This window comes from Geothrix mesophila (assembly GCF_022808835.1).
GTDB lineage: Bacteria > Acidobacteriota > Holophagae > Holophagales > Holophagaceae > Geothrix > Geothrix paludis.
The window spans coordinates 64086-78846 of the sequence record NZ_JAKZLD010000003.1; the positions used below are offsets into that span (position 1 = coordinate 64086).

Annotated in this window: 13 protein-coding genes and 1 tRNA gene; 4 read left to right on the forward strand and 10 right to left on the reverse strand. The window is 64.3% G+C overall.

The genetic code is table 11. The features are described 5' to 3' along the window. Window positions 1-4: 4 nt before the first annotated feature. The 7 genes from ligA to MLG87_RS10325 all read right to left on the reverse strand — a co-directional run bounded on the left by ligA (window position 5) and on the right by MLG87_RS10325 (window position 7987). Window positions 5-2005 (reverse strand): NAD-dependent DNA ligase LigA, encoded by a 2001-nt coding sequence (gene ligA / locus MLG87_RS10295; RefSeq protein ID WP_243295093.1) that lies wholly within the window; start codon window positions 2003-2005, stop codon window positions 5-7. Further along, window positions 2005-3090 (reverse strand): rod shape-determining protein RodA, encoded by a 1086-nt coding sequence (gene rodA, locus MLG87_RS10300; protein ID WP_243295094.1) that lies wholly within the window; start codon window positions 3088-3090, stop codon window positions 2005-2007. The genes ligA and rodA overlap by 1 nt, the downstream gene beginning before the upstream one ends. Next, window positions 3087-4973, reverse strand: a complete 1887-nt coding sequence (gene mrdA, locus MLG87_RS10305) for a penicillin-binding protein 2 (RefSeq protein ID WP_243295095.1) — start codon at window positions 4971-4973, stop codon at window positions 3087-3089. The genes rodA and mrdA overlap by 4 nt, the downstream gene beginning before the upstream one ends. Then, window positions 4973-5461: a hypothetical protein gene (locus MLG87_RS10310; RefSeq protein WP_243295096.1), complete on the reverse strand. Its 489-nt coding sequence runs from the start codon at window positions 5459-5461 to the stop codon at window positions 4973-4975. Before MLG87_RS10310 ends, mrdA begins: the two co-directional genes overlap by 1 nt. Next, window positions 5458-6345 carry a rod shape-determining protein MreC gene (gene mreC, locus MLG87_RS10315; protein ID WP_243295097.1) on the reverse strand — a complete coding sequence of 296 codons (888 nt, stop codon included), beginning with the start codon at window positions 6343-6345 and terminating at the stop codon, window positions 5458-5460. Before mreC ends, MLG87_RS10310 begins: the two co-directional genes overlap by 4 nt. Window positions 6346-6364: 19 nt before the next feature. Beyond that, complete coding sequence (mreB, locus tag MLG87_RS10320) at window positions 6365-7408, reverse strand: rod shape-determining protein (RefSeq protein WP_338028450.1); 1044 nt, start codon at window positions 7406-7408, stop codon at window positions 6365-6367. Window positions 7409-7693: 285 nt separating this feature from the next. After that, a complete protein-coding gene (locus tag MLG87_RS10325) occupies window positions 7694-7987 on the reverse strand; it encodes a glutaredoxin family protein (protein WP_243295098.1) in 294 nt (97 codons plus the stop codon). Window positions 7988-8042: 55 nt separating this feature from the next. Between MLG87_RS10325 and MLG87_RS10330 the strand changes: the two genes are divergently transcribed. Next, entirely contained in the window at window positions 8043-8654 is a 612-nt protein-coding gene (locus MLG87_RS10330; protein ID WP_243295099.1) for a hypothetical protein, read from the forward strand. Window positions 8655-8887: 233 nt separating this feature from the next. Here the strand turns inward: MLG87_RS10330 and MLG87_RS10335 are convergent. Next, a tRNA-Phe gene (locus MLG87_RS10335) sits at window positions 8888-8963 on the reverse strand. A 138-nt stretch (window positions 8964-9101) separates the two neighbouring features. On the opposite strand from MLG87_RS10335, the gene MLG87_RS10340 reads away from it, so the two are divergent. Both MLG87_RS10340 and MLG87_RS10345 read left to right on the forward strand, forming a co-directional pair. Continuing rightward, window positions 9102-10181, forward strand: coding sequence for a tyrosine-type recombinase/integrase (locus MLG87_RS10340; protein ID WP_243295100.1), 1080 nt, complete (start codon window positions 9102-9104; stop codon window positions 10179-10181). 291 nt (window positions 10182-10472) lie between these two features. Next, window positions 10473-12143, forward strand: a complete 1671-nt coding sequence (locus tag MLG87_RS10345) for a hypothetical protein (RefSeq protein ID WP_243295101.1) — start codon at window positions 10473-10475, stop codon at window positions 12141-12143. Between the two features lie 100 nt (window positions 12144-12243). On the opposite strand, the gene MLG87_RS10350 is transcribed toward MLG87_RS10345, so the two are convergent. Both MLG87_RS10350 and MLG87_RS10355 read right to left on the reverse strand, forming a co-directional pair. Continuing rightward, complete coding sequence (locus MLG87_RS10350; RefSeq protein WP_243295102.1) at window positions 12244-13467, reverse strand: hypothetical protein; 1224 nt, start codon at window positions 13465-13467, stop codon at window positions 12244-12246. 79 nt (window positions 13468-13546) lie between these two features. Then, window positions 13547-13903 carry a hypothetical protein gene (locus tag MLG87_RS10355; RefSeq protein ID WP_243295103.1) on the reverse strand — a complete coding sequence of 119 codons (357 nt, stop codon included), beginning with the start codon at window positions 13901-13903 and terminating at the stop codon, window positions 13547-13549. Window positions 13904-14222: 319 nt separating this feature from the next. Here MLG87_RS10355 and MLG87_RS10360 point away from each other — a divergent pair, with 319 nt between their 5' ends. Next, entirely contained in the window at window positions 14223-14753 is a 531-nt protein-coding gene (locus MLG87_RS10360) for a contact-dependent growth inhibition system immunity protein (protein WP_243295104.1), read from the forward strand. Window positions 14754-14761 lie beyond the last annotated feature (8 nt).

The following is a 14761-nucleotide window of genomic DNA, read 5'->3' on the forward strand; positions in this document are numbered from 1 at the left end:
CTTTTCAGCCCCCCTGCCCCAGCAGCCAGCCCTCGTCCCGCACGGGAATACCCAGGGTCTCGGCCTTGGCCAGCTTGGAGCCGGCCTTCTCCCCGGCCACCAACACCGTGGTCTTGGCGCTGACGCTGCCCGTGACCTTCGCGCCCAGGCGCTTCAGCAGCGCCTCAGCCTCCTCCCGGGAGAGCGTGGGCAGGGTGCCGGTGACCACGGCTACCTCACCCGCAAGCGGCAGCCCGCCCCGGTCGCGGGCCTCCGGCGGGGCGGGATGGATGCCCAGGGCGGACAGCCGCGCAGGCAGGTCCGGATGCAGGGCCGCAAAGGCGCGCAGGGCGGCGGCCACCTTGGGGCCCACCTCCTCCACGGTCTGGAGGCGCGCCTCTTCGGCGGTCCACAGCGCCTCCAGCGATGGATAGGCTTCCGCCAGCAACTCCGCGGTGCGGGCGCCCACCATCGGGATGCCCAGGGCGTGGAGCCACCGGGACAGGGGCTTCGTGCGGGCCGCCGCCAGGGCGTCCATGAGGTTCTGGGCGGATTTCTCCGCCATGCGCTCCAGGTTCGACAGGTACGCGAGACCCAGCAGGGGCTCGCCCAGCAGGGTAAAGATCTCCCAGGGCTGCTCGAAGCGGCCCGATGCTACCAGCTGTTCCACCAGGGCCTCGCCCAGCCCCTCGATGTCCAGGGCGGCGCGGCCGCCGAAGTGGAGCATGCGCGCCACCAGCTTGGCGGGGCACTCGGGGTTGAGGCAGCGGATGGCCACCTCGGCATCGTCGGCCTTGCCCACCTCGCCGCCGCACACGGGACAGACGGGAGGGATCTCCGGCACCGGCAGGTCGCGGTCTTCCTCGCCGGGCACCAGGGCCACCACCTTGGGGATGACCTCCCCGCCCTTCTCGATGAACACGCGGTGGCCCACGCGCAGGCCCAGGCGCGCCAGCTCGTCGGCGTTGTGGAGCGTGGCCCGGCGCACGGTGGAGCCCGCCACCTCCACGGCCTCCAGCTCCGCCACCGGCGTGAGCTTGCCCGTGCGGCCCACCTGCCAGGTGATGCCCAGCACCGTGGTGGTCACCTGCGTGGCGGGGTACTTGAAGGCGATGGCCCAGCGCGGCACGCGGTCCGTGGCGCCCAGCCGCTGCTGGAGGTCGGCATCGAGCGCCTTGATCACCACCCCATCCGTGTCGAACGGGAGCTTCAGGCGAGCCTCGGCCTGGGTGGAGATGAAGGCCAGCATGGCCTCCAGGTCCCCGGTGGCATGGGCGGGCATGACCCCGAAGCCCCAGGCGCCCAGGTGGACCATGGACCGGGCGTGATCTTCCGCCGGGCCGCCGTCCCAGAGCGCCTGCCAGGGCAGGAAGGACAGCCCGCGAGCGGCCACCTCCCGGCTGTCCAGCAGCTTCATGGTGCCGCTGGCGGCGTTGCGAGGGTTGGCGAAGCGGGCCTCGCCCCGGGCGTCCCGCTGGCGGTTCAGCTCCTCCCAGCGTTTGCGGGACAGGAACACCTCGCCGCGCACGGTGAGCGTGTCTGGAGCGTCCCCGGGCAGCCGCATGGGGATGTCGGCGATGGTCCGCGCGTTCTCCGTTACCAGCTCGCCGGTCTCGCCATCGCCGCGGGTGAGGGCCTCCACCAGCTCGCGGCGCTCGTAGCGCAGGGAAAGCGACAGACCGTCCACCTTCAGTTCCGCGGCGTAGCGGGGTTCGGCCTCCGGGGCAAGCTTGCGCCACTTGACCTCCCACTCCCGCAGCTCGGCCTCGGAGTAGGCATTGTCGAGGCTCAGCATGGGCACGGCGTGGCGGCGCTTCTGGAAGGCGTCGATGGGCGGCGCCCCCACGCGCAGGGTGGGGCTGTTGGGATCGGCCAGCTCCGGGTGGGCGGCCTCCAGACCGCGCAGCTCCCGCTCCAGAGTGTCGTACTCCGCGTCGGAGACGGTGGGCTGGTCCAGCACGTAGTACCGGTGGCGGTGCTGCCGCACCTGGTCGGCCAGCTGCTTCATGCGGGTCCGGAGATCCATCACTTCACCTTCGACCGGTACAGGATGCCCATGATGAGCCCCAGGGCGAGGAAGAAGCTGAGGGTGCTGCTGCCCCCGGCGCTGAAGAAGGGCAGCACCATGCCCTTGTTCGGCAGGGCCCCCGCCACCATGCCCACGTTCACCAGCAGGTGCAGGGCGAAGATGCCCGTCGCCCCGGCGCAGAAGTAGGCCTCGGCGGTGGTATGGGCGGCCTTGGCGGCGTCGAGGATGCGACTGAGCAGGAGGCCGAAGAGGCCCAGGGCCAGCAGCACGCCCAAGAAGCCCCGCTCCTCCGCCCACACGCTGAAGGCGAAGTCCGTGGTCTTCACGGGGAGGAAATTCAGCTGAGTCTGGGATCCGCTGGTGAAGCCCTTCCCGATGAGGCCGCCCGCGCCGATGGCGATGCGGCTCTGGTTCACCTGGTAGCCCTTGCCCTGGAGGTCGCTGGAGGGATCCAGGAAGATCATCACCCGCTGCTTCTGGTAGGGCTTGAGGGCGAACTTCCAGGCGCCGAAGCCGCCGACGGTGACCAGCAGGACCAGCGCGACCACCCAGCGCATCCGCAGCCCTTTCATGAGGGGGATGATCAGCAGGATGGGCAGGAAACTCAGAGCCATGCCGAGATCGGGCTGGCGCTGGACGAGCAGCATGGGGAACGCCACGAGGCCCACGGCCCCCAGCAGCTCCAGGCGGCCGATGCTGTCCGCGGGTCGCGAGCCCAGGCGCTGGGACACGTAGAGCAGCGTCACCCACTTCATGAGCTCCGAGGGCTGGAAGGTCTGGCCGGCCACCACGAACCAGCGGGTGGCGCCGCCGATCTTCTTGCCCACCACCAGCACCGCCATCAGGGCCGCCAGGCCCAGCAGGTAGGCGGGGAAGCTGTAGCGGAGGACGCGGCGCGGGTTCGTGTTCGCGAGCAGGAGCATCAGCGCCAGCCCCATGAGGTTCCAGAGGGTCTGCTTGAGCCAGATGGTGGCCTGGGGCGTGTTCCGGCCCGCGGAATAGAGGGTCAGCGTGCCCAGGGCCATGAGGGCGAGGATGACCCACAGCAGCCGGGAATCCAGGGCTCGGACGCGATCCTTCATTCCGCCGCCTCCGCGGGAGGCGCGAAGGGATCCACCATGCGGCCCCTGGGCGGCGGAATGGGGTTCTTCACGCGATCCACGAACCAGTACTTCACGAGCTTCGCCGCGATGGGCGCGGCGGCGGTGGAGCCGAAGCCCGCGTTCTCCACCACCACGGCGAAGGCGATCTGCGGCTTGTCGTGGGGCGCGTAGCCCGCGAAGAGGGCGTGGTCCTTCAGGTGCTTGGCCTGGCGGGCGTAGTGGCTCTTGTCCACGAAGGTGGCCACCTGGGCCGTGCCGGTCTTGCCCACGAAGGGGGCTTCCCGCGCCATCTCCCGGATGAAGGGGTTGGCCGCGGCCGTTCCGCTCTGGACCACTTCGTACAGGCCCTCATCCAGGACCGTCCAGTTGCGGGGGTCCAGTGGTGTGTCCTTGGGCGGCGCGACCGACGCGGGCTCCAGGGTGTTGGTCTGGTCGCTGCGGAAGCCGTAGAACAGGTGGGGCGTGAGCACCTTCCCCCGCGTGGCCAGCGTGGCGTAGAACCTCGCCAGGCCGATGGGCGTGACGCCCACGGCCCCCTGGCCGATGCCCACGCTGATGGTCTCGCCGGCATACCACTTGGGATCCTTGGGCACGGCCTTGCGCTTCCAGGCGCGGCTCGGGATGCGGGTGCGCTTCTCCCGGGGCAGGTCGATGCCCGTGCGCTCGGTCAGGCCGTACTTCTCAGCCGTGGCGTAGATGTCGTCCACGTCCAGCCGGGAGGCCACCTCGTAGAAGTAGACGTCGCAGCTCTGGGCGATGGCCTGCACCAGGTTCAGGCCCCCGTGGCCCGTGGGCTTGTCGCAGCGGAAGTCGCGGCCGTAGAAGTTCTTCTTCCCGGCGCAGTAGATGACGGTCTGGGGGGTGATGACGCCCTTCTCCAGGCCCGCCAGGGCCACCAGCAGCTTGAAGGTGGAGCCCGGCGCGTAGATGCCCTGGATGGCCCGGTTGATCATGGGGCGCGCGGGGTTGTTCAGGTAGCGGTCCACCATTTCCTGGCTGAGGCGGTTGAGGAAGAGGTTCGGATCGTACGAGGGGCTGGAGTACATGGCCAGGATGCCGCCGTCGCGGAGGTCGAGCACCACGGCCGCACCGGCCTCCTCGCCGTAGGCGTCCTGCATGACCTTCTGGAGGCCCGCGTCCAGGGTGAGGTAGAGGCTGCGGCCCGCGACGGCGTCGGTCTGGCCGAAGTGGGCGACTTCCGTGCCGAGCTGGTCCACGAGGATGCGCCGCTGGCCGTCCACTCCCTTGAGCTTGTCATTGCCGCTGGCCTCGAAGCCCTCCTTGCCGATGGTCTCGCCCAGCCGGAAGACGTCGGGATTGGCCTTCATCATCGGCTCGTCCACCTCGCCCACATAGCCCAGCACGTGACCCGCCAGCTCGTCGCCGAGATACACGCGCCGCGGCGCCACGTCCACGCTGAGGAAGGGGAAGCGGGCCCGGACCCGCTCCGCCTGGGCGATGCCCGCATCGTCCAGGTTCTCCTTCAGCACCAGGGGGCGGCCCTTCCCGGCCAGGCGGTAGCTCTGGATCTTTCGCATCAGCCCCGCCGGATCCAGCTCCAGGGCCTGGGCCAGGCTCTGCACCACCTCCGGCCGGGTGGGAAGATCCTCCCGCTGGATGACGAGATGCAGCGCGCGGCGGTTGTCCACGAGGCGGTAGCCGTTGCGGTCCAGCACAAGACCCCGCGGCGCGGCGATGGGGCGGATCTTCACGGCCTGCTGCATGGCCAGCTGCTTGAACTCACCATGCCGGACGATCTGGAGCCAGGCGTAGATCAGCACCAGCAGGGCCACCAGGCTCCAGGCCAGGCCCTTGAACACCCCGAGGCGGCGGTGGAGGAGGGGACGCTGCCGGGGGTCCATCAGCCCAACCGGGGAGAAGGCCCGGAGTACAGCAGGCGCCAGGTCGCCCAGCCCCAGAGGGGCAGGCTGAGCAGGGCCCAGAACCACCCTGGGCCCCAGGCGTGCGGGCCCGCGGCCAGGCGGACGGCCGCGTGGACCAGCAGGGTGTGCGCGACGACCAGGCACGCCAGCCGCGCCAGCCAGCCCTTCAGGCCCTCCAGCGGCCAGCGGCCCGCCATCCAGCCGGCCGCCAGGGTCAGGGTCATGTCCGCCCAGGCCGTCCCGCCCAGGTGCGGATAGAGCCGCAGGGACCCCTCGAAGGCCCAGCCGGCGGCCGCGGCCCAGAGCACGCCCGTCAGGGGAGAGCCCGCCCGGGGCGCCAGGGCCAGCACCAGCAGGACATGCACCACGGCCTGGAGCCGCGGGAAGGGAGCGCAGAGGAACACCAGGCCCAGGGCGACCGCGCACAGGAGGTTCTGCCGCATGGCGGATGGAGCCGGGATCCTCATGGCGTCCCCCGCTTGCGCTGCGGCTTCTGTTCCGGCGCCACGAAGGGCGACTGCACTTCCAGCGGCGGCTGGGCGGGCAGCAGCAACACGGTGGAGATCCGGTCCAGGGGCGCCGACAAGTTCACCTGCACCTTCAGCTCCAGGTCGCCGGGCGCCACCTCGGCCACGTAGCCCACAAGGAGGCCCCGGGGAAACACGCGGTCCAGACCTGACGTGAGGACGGCTTCGCCCACCTGCACCACCTCCTGGTTGCTGATGTAGCGGATCAGGGCGCGCCCGGACCCCAGGCCCTGGAGCACGCCCGTCGCGCGGCTGCGCATGAGCATGACGGCCACGGAGGCGTTCGGCGCGTCCGCCGGCAGGATCTTCGATTGGGTGGGCCCCACGGACCAGAGCCGGCCCACGATGCCCTCGGGCACCAGCACGCCCTGGTCGGCCACCAGGCCCAGGTCCTGGCCCCGGTCGAGAATGAGGCCCCCGAAGGCGGCGGGCCGCGTGCTGAAGATCACCCGCGCGCCCTTCAGATCCAGGGGAACCTGCCGCTTCAGCCCCAGGAGCCGCACGGCTTCGTCCGCTTCCATCAGCCGGGGCGCCTCCTGCGCCGACTGGGTCCGCAGCTGTGCCAACTCGGCGCGCAGCCGTTCGTTCTCGGCCTGGGTCTCCGCGAAGCTGCGGGCCGACACCCGCCGGGCCGCCCGCCACTGCGCCCACCGGGACGCCAGGCCCTGGCCCGGCTTCGAGAGGACATCGGCCGCGCGCGCCCAGTGCCGACTAGGATGCGGGCCCAGCAGGACCCAGGTTCCGTGGCTCAGCCACAGGAGGAGGACGAGCAGGCGCTGCCAGCCCGTGCGGCTCCATCCCCACTTGGCTGCGCGGAGGGCCATCTGTCGAACCTCCCGCCAGCTAGTCGAGGATCTGGATGCGGCGCAGGAGCGGGATGTTCTCCAGCAGGAGCGCGGTTCCCCGCACCACGGCGGTCTGGGGATCCTCGGCGCGGAAGACCGGCAGGTGGGTCTCCTTACGCAGCCGCTCGTCGAGGCCCTGGATCAGCGAGCCGCCGCCCGTGAGGCAGATGCCGCGGTCGATGAGGTCCGCCGCCAGCTGGGGCGGGGTCTCGTTCAGCGCCTTGCGGACCAGGTCGATGATGGCGTTGATGGGCTCGGCCAGCGCCTCACGGATCTCCGCGTCGTTGAGCGTCAGGGTCTTGGGCAGGCCCTCGAACTGATCCCGGCCGCTCACCTCCATGGTGCGGGTCAGCTCGGAGGGGAAGGCCGAACCCAGCGTCCACTTCACCTCCTCGGCCGAGGCCTCGGAGATGAGCACGTTGTACTTCTCGCGGATGTACTTGATCACCGCCTCGTCCATCTCGTCGCCGGCGATGAGGATGGAATCCGAGAACACCTTGCCGTTGTAGCTGATGACGGCCACGTCCGTGGTGCCGCCGCCGATGTCGACGATCATGCAGCCGCGCTTCTCGTTGATGGCCAGACCCGCGCCGATGGCGGCCACCATGGTCTGGTCCACGATGAAGACCTCGCCGGCCTTGGCGTCGTAGCAGACCTGCTTCACGGCCCGGCGGGCCACCTGGTGGGCCCGGGGCGGCACGCTCACCACGATGCGGGTGCGGGCGATGCCGCGGTTGGGCCGGGCCTTGGAGATGAACTGGGCCAGCATCTTCTCGGCGGCATCCACCTCGAAGATCATGCCGTCCTTCATGGGCCGGATGGTCCGGACGCCCTGGGGGGCGCGGCCCAGCAGCTGCTTGGCCTCGTCGCCCACGGCCTCCACGTCATGGGTGACCGTGTTCACGGCCACGATGGAGGGTTCGTAGATGACGATGCGGCCCGCCTGCTTCGTATGGATCAGGGTCGACGCCGTGCCAAGGTCGATGGCGAGGTCCGAATTGAAGATGTTGGACCAGAACTGGCTGGAGAAAATACTGGCCACTGGCGGCTCCCGGAGAACCTCCTAGAGTGCCACGAACCACCCCCCCCAGGCCAGGGAACAGAGCAGCCCTTGCCCGGATGGATTCAGGCAGGCCCGCGGCATGGCGCTACTTCCCAGCCGCCAGCAGCTCCGCCACCAGCAGATCCCCGTCCAGCCGCTGGGGCAATTCCTTGTGATAGCCCCGGACCCGCGAACCGGATGCGGGTCGCGAGCGGACAGGCCCCACGGCCTGTCCCGAGCGGGGCCCCCGCACCGGTGAGCATCACGGCGCGTGTCCGGGGCGACTTACTTCCCAGCGGCCAGCAGCTCCGCCACCAGCAGATCCCCGTCCAGCCGCTGGGGCAATTCCTTGTGATAGCCCCGGACCCAGCGCTCCCCGTTCACCAGAACGAACGGGATGGCCCGTTTCCCGGTTTCCGTCTCGAGTTTTTCCGCCGCACCTGGCACGGTCTCGATGTCCACCTTCCGGTGGGCCACACCCTGACCCGTCAGCCAGGTCTCCAGGCGACGACAATCCGGGCACCAGGTGGCGCTGTAGACCGCCAGATCTAGGCCCTTCAGGTCATCAATTCGGCTCATGCGATCCTCCCGGACCTGTCATTCTGGATGCTTTGATGCCTTTGTTGGGGGTTCCATGTCCAAGATGACCCATCGAGCCGGCCTGATCGCGATGCCGGCCCTTTTCCTCGCCCTCGCCCTGGGCTGCGGCAAGGCCGTCAAGCCGGATTCCAGCCGCGTCATCGCCAACATCGGCGGGAGCAAGCTCACCGAAGCCGAGTTCCAGGACATCGTGAAGAGCCTGTCCCCGGATCCCAAGGAGGCCCAGGCCTTCCTGACGGACGCCGCCGCCCGCAACGACCGGGCCCAGCTCGCCCAGCGCATCGCCATGTCGCGGGCCATCACCACCTACGCGGCGCAGACGGGACTCGACCAGGATCCCTCCGTGAAGCGTCAGCTGGAGCAGCAGCAGGCCAACGTCTACTTCCAGGCCCTGATGAAGAAGCGCATGGCGGGCATGAACCCCACCGATGAGCAGCTCCAGGCCTTCTACAAGGAACGCGTCGAGGCCCTCAAGGCCCAGGGCCGCGCGCAGGGCATCCCCCCCTTCGAGACGGTCAAGTCCCAGTTGCCCGAACTCTGGCGCCAGCAGCACATGCAGACCCTCAGCGACCAGATCCAGAACGAGGTCAAGCAGAAGGTCCCCGTCACCCTGGCCGACGACTACCGGCCGGCGGGGGCGGAATAGGAACCTTTCGCGCGTTCACGAACCAAGGCCCCCGGTTGGGGGCCTTGGTTTTGGTGCCTGGAGACGGAATCCCCTCCTCCGGCGCTGCGCGCCTCCCCCGGGCCGCACGGGCGCTAGGGCCGCTTCCCTCGCCGGACGCATGCGCCCGACTCGGTCAGGACGCAGCCCAACCGCCCTGTGATTTCGATTCCGTCTCCGCCAAAATCAAGGCCCCCATGCGGGGGCCTTGATTTTGGTGCCTGGAGACGGAATCGAACCGCCGACACATGGATTTTCAATCCATTGCTCTACCAACTGAGCTACCCAGGCGGGAAGGACCAGGATATCCGGTTGCAACACTTGCGACTGTGGTCATAGATTCCGCACCTAGCACTTTCGCCCCATGTAGGGGAAATGTAGGGAATCGCCCCTCCGCTGTCTCGAAGCGCCTCCATCTCGGAGGACGCCATGGCACGCAGCAAGACCCCAGGACTCACCCAGCGGGGCGGGTCCGTCTGGCACTACGACATCGTGGTCGATGCGGTCCGCTACCAGGGATCGACCAAGACCACGGACCTGAAGACCGCCGCCCTGTTCCTGAGTCAGCTTCGCCTGGACATCGCCCGAGGCAAGCTCGCCCTCAAGGACACCCGCCGAACCCTGCTGCTGGAGGAAGTCCACCGGGAGTTCCTGGCATCCAAGACCCCTTCAGCGAGTCCCCGCTACATCACCTCCGCCACGGCGCACTGGCGCGTGTGGATCGCACCCCGCCTCGGGAAGACCCCGGTGGATCGCATCGATGCCGCCGCAGTAGACCGCTTGAGGAACGACCTCCTGGTGGCGGGGCGGTCCCCGGTCTTCACGAACAATGTCCTCATCTCCCTGCGGACCCTCCTCAACTTCGCCGTGAAGCGCGGACGACTGCGAAAAGCCCTCAAGGTGGAGTTGCTGAGGGTGCAGCGGAAGCCCCGCCCCACCGTCCCCGCCAGTCGTGTGTCGGACTTCCTCGCCGCCTTCGACCACGCCACGAAGAACCCCCAGGTGCGGGTGATGGTCCGCGTCATGCTGGGGTTGGGACTGCGCTCCAGCGAGGTCGCCGGGATGCGCTGGGACTGGTTGGACCTGGAGCAGCGGACCTACACCGTGGGACGCGCGAAAGGCAAGGAGGCGCGGGTGCTGCCCATCCCCTCCTGGGTGTGGGAAGCCCTGTCCACCCTGCCCAAGGGCACCCTCAGCGGCTTGGTCTTCCCTGCCCGAAACGGCAAGCAGCACTGCCCCGGGTTCCTGAGGAAGCCCCTCATGGCAGTCACCAAGCAGCTTCAACTCCCTCACCTGACGCCCCATCGCCTGAGGGCATCCTTCGCCAGTCTTCACGCCGCCGCCGGGACGCCACTCCCTGAGCTTCAGACGATGATGGGGCACAAGGACTACAAGACCCTGTGGGGATACATCGAGCAGACCCTCGATGCCCGGCGTGATGCCCAGGAAGGGTTGGGACGCCTCCTCGGGCTCACCCCGTCACCAAACTCTCCCGCCGCTGCGGTGTAGGGGCTTCTCACGCCTTCCATGACCCAGGTAGTGGGGATGCCCCGCCTGAGTCCCGGGATCGCCTTACGGGGCTTCTGGAGTGGTTCCTTGGCAACGGCATAGCGTGATGACATTGCCCCGGTAGGCGCTGTGGAGTGGCGTAAACCGGAGTTCTTCAACATTTCACACACTCTCGATTCGAGGGAACCCATGTGATCGTTGCCCGTATGTTGAATCGCCTGCCTCAAGCTGTGACGATGGCTGATATTCCAACCGAGGAGTTTCGAGGTCTATTCTCACAAGGACATGAACATGCATGAATCAAGAGATGAGCAGGAACTGTATGAAACAAGATTAAGAAGAAGGCTTGAAATATTAAAAAAGCAAATCGAGGCTGGAAAATTCAAAGTGCAAGAGGGACTAAACCTTATAGATAGCCTGAAAAAGGTTAAGTATGCCGCCGATGGATCTATTGATCTGAGTACGGTTGATTCCTCAGTTCGTGCAGCAGCTCTGGCTGTGGAGCATTTACATGATCGAGATGAAATGACACGAAGAATTCCATTATTAGATATTCAAGGTTCTTATTTTCATGTTCTAGATGTGAATTTTGGTGAATTTTATAAAATCATGGTGGAAAAGGGTGTAACTCCTCATGACATAGCGACATTTTACGCACAAAGTGAAGAAAGGGTTGCCAGTTTAGACAAAATTCTTCCGGAATTTTTAGAATTATTAAAAGAATTTTGGTCAAGCATGGAGGAAGTCACCCTCTACCACCTCCAAAATATAACAAAATATACAAAAGGCGTTTTTGGTGGAGATCTGTTTCCAAGCAATAGTGAGAATATTGCCTCAAAATGCAGTATCTACATTGACACATTAATATTGCCTTGCCCTTTTATTAGATCTTTAACGATGTTTAATCATTGGACACCAAAACAACGGACTTATTACTGCATCAAACATGCATTAAATGTGTTGAAATACAAAAATTTAGCCCTTGAACCAATATACCCACCCATACTTGCCATTTATCCTGATCGAGCTTCATTTGACAATCGAGAAAAGGAATTCTTCACCAAACTTGGGGAAAATGATGCAATCATTCACGGGAGTAAAATTTTTGGAAGATCATTTACATCCTTCCAAGAAATGATGGAATTTGCAGATGAGCTAAAAACCGTCGAGCAAGTCGAGGCTCGAATTGTAGACAGGGAGCGAGTTCTATTTGATGTCGACTTTAAGGGATCTCTCTCGGAACAAATCAATAAATCCATGCTTGATAATATTGAAATCATGAAAAAACTTTCACCCGGCTTGTTGGTTGCCTCTCTTTCAATGGGTAGAATGGCTGTAAGCAACGAGCTCATTTTTAAATCAACACAATTAAACGGTGTGCCAATTATTGATGCACCAACTTCTTGGAAATATTTTAACTGGAAACTAGAATACGACTCAGAACAAGCAAGCAAATCTCTTGGGACAGTTGATTTGCATATTTATAGAGCGCTCCAATCAATGTCCGAATTTGAGACACGATGGATAGGCAAGATTCCGCCAGAGGCATTGATTGAATTAAGAAGAAGTGGAGCTACCGAAGAAATTCGTCAAATGCTTAGTCGTGGTATCACGGGCATTATTGAGATAGATCCATTAAATTTTAAAGCTTCAACAGATCAAGTGTTCGATAATTTTCATGATGCGATGGCTAAGCATCAAAGGGCTATTGATGAATTAAGCCAAGCAAAATGGAAATTCGCAAAGGATGGAATTTCCTCTTGGCTAGTTAATGGAACAGTAGCGGTTGCCGCCGCAGCAACTGGACAACCGATTTGGGCACTGGCTCCGTTAATCGCAGCCGCCCTTCTGCCAGGACCAAAACTTCTGGAAATTCCATCAACCATCTTGGACTTTGCCCAACAATCAAACATTTTAAAGCGATCGCCCATGGGGATGCTATTCGATTACCAAGACAATTAACCTACCAACTGTAATCAATTTACTCGTCGATGTAACATACTCGCAAGCAACAACCGCATCATAAAAAATGGTTGATGAATAGGAACTTATCTTTCCTTGGCTAAGCTGCCTCAACAGTCTTTCTCATAAAGCGTAGGATTGCCTCTGTGAGCGAGAAGCCCTGGTAGACCCGCTTGCCGTTAGGCGTGGTGGTGCGGATGCCCGTCACCTGGGACACGGCACGACCAAAGCGCGTTTCGTCCACGACCTCCCCGCCGCGCTGGGCGATGAAGGCGAGGCGCAAGTCCGTAGGGTTTGCCCTGCCGCCCTCCTGGGTGAACTGCCCGAGGAACTCCGCCACCTCACCCTCTAGCATGATCCGCGCTTCCTTCGCCCGTGCCCTGGGGTGCTTCACGCCCAGGGTGGGGTAGGCACCGGGCTTCCCCGCCTGCTCCCATTTGTGGGCGATCTCCGCATCCGACCAGGGACACGGGTTCCCCTGCTGGTCCACGCAGCGCGGGTTGAAGTGTTCCTGGATCATCTTCAGCGCCAGGGTCCGCTCCAGGCGATGGAAGAGGCGCAGGTTCGTCACAGCGACCATGAGGGTGTCGTGCCCGTTCTTCCCCGACACGGACTTCCAGGCGTAGTAGCGGAGGTAGTTCCTCGCCATCTTGATGCGGGTCGTCTCGCTGCCCGTGGCGGCAACCCACACCACCAGCTTCTTCGCCTTCTTGGGCTTCGTTCGGAGGGGTTGGACCTTGCCGGGAGTCGTGGGCACCCGCAGGTTCTCCTGTGCCCGATACGCTTCCGGGTCTACCACCGGGAGCATGTCCAAGGTGAACGCCTCTCCATCCCAGGGCACCCACTCCCCACCCTCCAGGTATTCGAGTTCGTAGACGGTGCCGCTGCCATGGACCGAACCCGGCATGACCGTGTTCCAGGTGCAGAGGTCGTAGTCCTTGCCCTTGTAGGAGGTTTCCAGGGGCACCGTGGGGTCGGGCAGGCGTGCCCAGTAGTGGGCGCGGATCGTCTCACCCTGCCGCCGCACCCGGAAGGTGAACGGGGACAGATCCAGTCCATGGTCGGGACCATCAATATCCAGGTCCCAGAACCCCAGCGGGTTGATGCCAGGCAGGTCCTTCTGATGCGTGATGGCGCCCACATTCGCCCCGGCGTCCATGGCGGCTTCCAGATAGCGGAGATCAAGCAAGAGGCTCTCCGGGGCGCTGTTGTGGAAGATCTGCTTGGTGCCCTCCAGCAACCCCGCCAGGGGCACGCCGCCCTTCAGGAAGGCATGGTAGATGCGGTCATAGCGTCGGTAGTGGGAATCGTATCCAGCGGTCATACACAGTCTCCATCCAGGGAGGCGGGGCGCACCCGGACCCCTCACGAGGAACAGGCACGGAAGCACCCCGCCCCAGCGGTCAGTTGCCTTCGGTCCAGAACCAGGTGGGGTTGCTGGACGCCTCGTCGTCGGGTTCATACCCCGCATCGAAGAGGGCGCAGTTCAACTGGGCACGAACCTCGTCATGGTCCATGCCGCCCAGGGTGTATTCGGGGAAGAGAGTCGCTTCGATGACTTCCGAAGTGCGGGGACGCGCCTGCAACCACCGGGCGTTCCTGGACAGGAGAGACGCCAGGGGCGCGGCACGGAAGATGTCAGCGGCACGAAGGTTCCACCCATCCAGCGGGACGGGCATGGGAACGCCCTGGTAGGGGTTCGTGCGGCGGGGACGACAGGTGCCCCGGTTTGGGGCGCGGCGGTTCGGTTCGGTTGTCATGGGTTCTCCTGACAGGTGGTGGATGGACTCGTCAGGAGCGACACGCCCTCTGACATTACGAATTACCACCACTCGTTCCGAACCCGTCTCTGCACCCCTGGACACACCTCGGCTGCTCTCGTCCACGGCAGGGTGTGTCCAACCCAAATCGAGGACTTCGCCATACAACACAAGCTCTTTTACCTGTGTCAGAAGCGCCCAAATGGGCACCTAAGCACCCAGGGAACCACCTCGCACTCCCAGGCAATTAGGAGTTAAAACTCCTGTTTTGAGTCCACGGGGACCCGGAACATCGTTGTGGAACTTTCCTTCAGGAACCATGTCCCACGACCGTCCCGTGCCGGGGCTTAGACTGGGTTCCATGTCCCTGGTCGAGAAGCATCCCTGCCCCTGCTGTGGGCAACCTGCGCTTGATGAGCAGCCGCCCGGCACCTTCGCCATCTGCCCCGAGTGCGCCTGGGAAGACGATCCGGTGCAGGCTGCGGACCCTGATGCCAGGGGCGGGGCAAATCGGCTGTCCCTCAGGGAAGCCCGGCACGACCACCAGAGCCGCCATGCTGCTGCCTGCTTCCCGAACCTCGCCCTCCTGATGGGTGCCTACTTCCACCAGGACTGGAACCTGGATGCTGAGGATGAGTTGGGCACGGTGCGCCTCTTCTTCTCCATGGAGTCAGAGTCGGTGGGACTGGGACTGCGGGAAGAACTGCGGCTGCTGGCAGAGGACGCCTGGAAGGAGGATGAGCTTGCTGGACTCTTCCGTAATCTCGGCGGCTGCTTGATCCCCACCACGGACTGGAGAGGATGGGTGTCCCTGGTCTACTCCGTGACGGACAATCATCCCACACGCTAACTACCCTT

Bases quoted from the DNA above. Each gene is read 5' to 3' on its own strand.
- ligA (WP_243295093.1), bottom strand. From the start codon at position 2,005: ATGGATCTCCGGACCCGCATGAAGCAGCTGGCCGACCAGGTGCGGCAG.
- rodA (WP_243295094.1), bottom strand. From the start codon at position 3,090: ATGAAGGATCGCGTCCGAGCCCTGGATTCCCGGCTGCTGTGGGTCATC.
- mrdA (WP_243295095.1), bottom strand. From the start codon at position 4,973: ATGGACCCCCGGCAGCGTCCCCTCCTCCACCGCCGCCTCGGGGTGTTC.
- MLG87_RS10310 (WP_243295096.1), bottom strand. From the start codon at position 5,461: ATGAGGATCCCGGCTCCATCCGCCATGCGGCAGAACCTCCTGTGCGCG.
- mreC (WP_243295097.1), bottom strand. From the start codon at position 6,345: ATGGCCCTCCGCGCAGCCAAGTGGGGATGGAGCCGCACGGGCTGGCAG.
- MLG87_RS10325 (WP_243295098.1), bottom strand. From the start codon at position 7,987: ATGAGCCGAATTGATGACCTGAAGGGCCTAGATCTGGCGGTCTACAGC.
- MLG87_RS10330 (WP_243295099.1), top strand. From the start codon at position 8,043: ATGTCCAAGATGACCCATCGAGCCGGCCTGATCGCGATGCCGGCCCTT.
- MLG87_RS10340 (WP_243295100.1), top strand. From the start codon at position 9,102: ATGGCACGCAGCAAGACCCCAGGACTCACCCAGCGGGGCGGGTCCGTC.
- MLG87_RS10345 (WP_243295101.1), top strand. From the start codon at position 10,473: ATGCATGAATCAAGAGATGAGCAGGAACTGTATGAAACAAGATTAAGA.
- MLG87_RS10350 (WP_243295102.1), bottom strand. From the start codon at position 13,467: ATGACCGCTGGATACGATTCCCACTACCGACGCTATGACCGCATCTAC.
- MLG87_RS10355 (WP_243295103.1), bottom strand. From the start codon at position 13,903: ATGACAACCGAACCGAACCGCCGCGCCCCAAACCGGGGCACCTGTCGT.
- MLG87_RS10360 (WP_243295104.1), top strand. From the start codon at position 14,223: ATGTCCCACGACCGTCCCGTGCCGGGGCTTAGACTGGGTTCCATGTCC.